The organism is Methanobrevibacter sp. 87.7 (assembly GCF_002208625.1).
GTDB lineage: Archaea > Methanobacteriota > Methanobacteria > Methanobacteriales > Methanobacteriaceae > Methanarmilla.
This window is the reverse complement of record NZ_MRCT01000220.1, coordinates 1-2,203: the sequence shown is the minus strand read 5'-3', so window position 1 is coordinate 2,203 and position 2,203 is coordinate 1. Positions and strand designations below refer to the sequence as shown.

Genomic DNA, 2,203 nt, shown 5'->3' with positions numbered 1-2,203 from the left:
ACTTTTAAGTTAAAAAAAATAGTAAAAATAAAAAATATGAATTTTATAAAAAATTCATATAAATAATTAGAAATATTATAAAACTCTTAAATTGATAATTATTTCTAATTTTAGTATATATTCTAAACACTTAAGCAACTAGAACTAGAATTCTAATAATTAAAACACTTAAGCAGAACTATGTTTACGCATATATTCCTCATATTTCATACAACCAGGATCACCTGCAAGGTAATCTCCAGTAATAGTATATGCTCTAGCTCTACAGCCACCACAAATAAATCTAGATTCACATTCAGAACAATTATCTTTAAGAGCATCTTTATCTCTTAATTCTTTTAAAACTTTATTATTCATCCAAATATCTAAAAGATTATCCTCTTTAATATTTCCTAATTTAAGAACTGGATCATGTGGGAAGAAAACACAAGGATAAATATCTCCATTAGGTTCTATTCCTAAATAGAATCTTCCTGCACCACAACCTCCAATAAATCTTGAAAGTTCCATCATTCCAGGATTACTGTACTCAACATTATAAAAGTGAGTTGGAATTAATTTTTTACCATCCTCCCTATTTACATCTGCAAGATTTGTATGAATTGCAACATCCGCAAATTGAGGAGCAGTAGATAATATTTGAAGATCTCCTTTACCATTTTCTTGATAAATAAGATTTAATAATTTAAATCTATCTTCAGGACTTAAATCAAGTTCTCTTGCTTCTGAACCTTTACCAGTTGGAATGAAGTTATATAACATAAACCATCCAACTTTTTTATCCCTCATAAAATCAATCATATCCGGAATTTCATCTTTATTATTTTGTGTAACTATAGTTGAAACTTCTACAAATACATCAGTATCAACAAAATTTTCAATTGCTTTAACTGCACGTTCCCAAGAACCTGGAACACGTCTAAATTCATCATGAGTTTTTGGATTTAAACCATCTAAACTAATTTGTACAAATTTAAGACCTGCATCTGCAAGTTCTTGTGCTTTTTCTTTTTTAGCACAAATATAACCATTAGTAGCAAGTGAAACATATAATCCTAAATCTGTTGCATATTTAATATATTCTACTAAATGAGGATCAGTAGTTGGTTCTCCTCCAGAAAATGCTAATGAAATAACTCCATCATCTGCAAGTTTTTTAATACCTGCTTTTATTTCTTCAGGAGTACATTCATCTGGTCCTTTTTTACCTGCATTTTCATAACAGTGAATACATTTAAAATTACATTTACGAGTAATATTCCAAACAATTTGATAAGGTGCACCTGGAACAAAAGGTTTTCTTACACCAAATCTAGCCATACCTTGGAATGTTGTTACTAATCCCCTAATCCAAGTTTCATCTTGCATAGCTTTCATGAATGCTTCTTCAAATGTATTAAAAGTAGATAAACCTTTTTTAATAATGAATTTTATTGGTGGAACAAGTAATTCACATTTAAAACAAATATCATCCTGAAGACCTACAATATGGCGTAATGCAGATTCTAATCTAGTTTCACCACATTTATTACAATATGTAAGAGCTCCATTTAAAACTTTTTGAGAAATATTACTATTAACAATATTTTCAAATGTTTCAATAACTTGTTTAGTGTTTGCTGTTTCTTCATTTGCACTTTTATTTTTATTCATATAAAACCACACCTTAGTATTTGATTAATCACCTATTCAATCAAAAATATTTACTAATTAATAAGTATCCACAGTCTTATTAATTAAATTAAAAAATATAAAATAATGAATTTGTAAATTAAAATATAAAATTATTAAATTAATTATGAAAAATATTAATATATTTAAAAGTATCAATATATTGATTTTTTCAATAATTTATTTTGTTAAAACCTAATATTAATACTTTTTTATAGATTATGAAAAATTCTGTAAAAAATTTTTTACAATTAATTAAAATTTAAAAAATGTTTAAACAAATAAACAAAAATTATCATAAAAAAAATTAAATTTTAAATAAATAAACAAAAATTAAAATAATAATGATATAAAATAATGACATCTACATTAAGTAATAATAAATATATTAAATATTAATTATAATTAAATAAATTAAAAATTCATAGAATAAAACATGATGTAAAGTAAAATGATTTAAAATATTTAATTGAATTTTTGATAAAATAAAGAGAAAAAGGAATTCCTATAAATTACTTACCTTATCATAAAA

General features: G+C 24.3%; 1 protein-coding gene. It reads right to left on the bottom strand.

What is annotated here, in order from left to right; translation table 11 throughout:
- Positions 1-168 precede the first annotated feature (168 nt).
- Positions 169-1,653: a radical SAM/SPASM domain-containing protein gene (locus BGI41_RS07790; RefSeq protein ID WP_088540132.1), complete on the bottom strand. Its 1,485-nt coding sequence runs from the start codon at positions 1,651-1,653 to the stop codon at positions 169-171.
- Positions 1,654-2,203 lie beyond the last annotated feature (550 nt).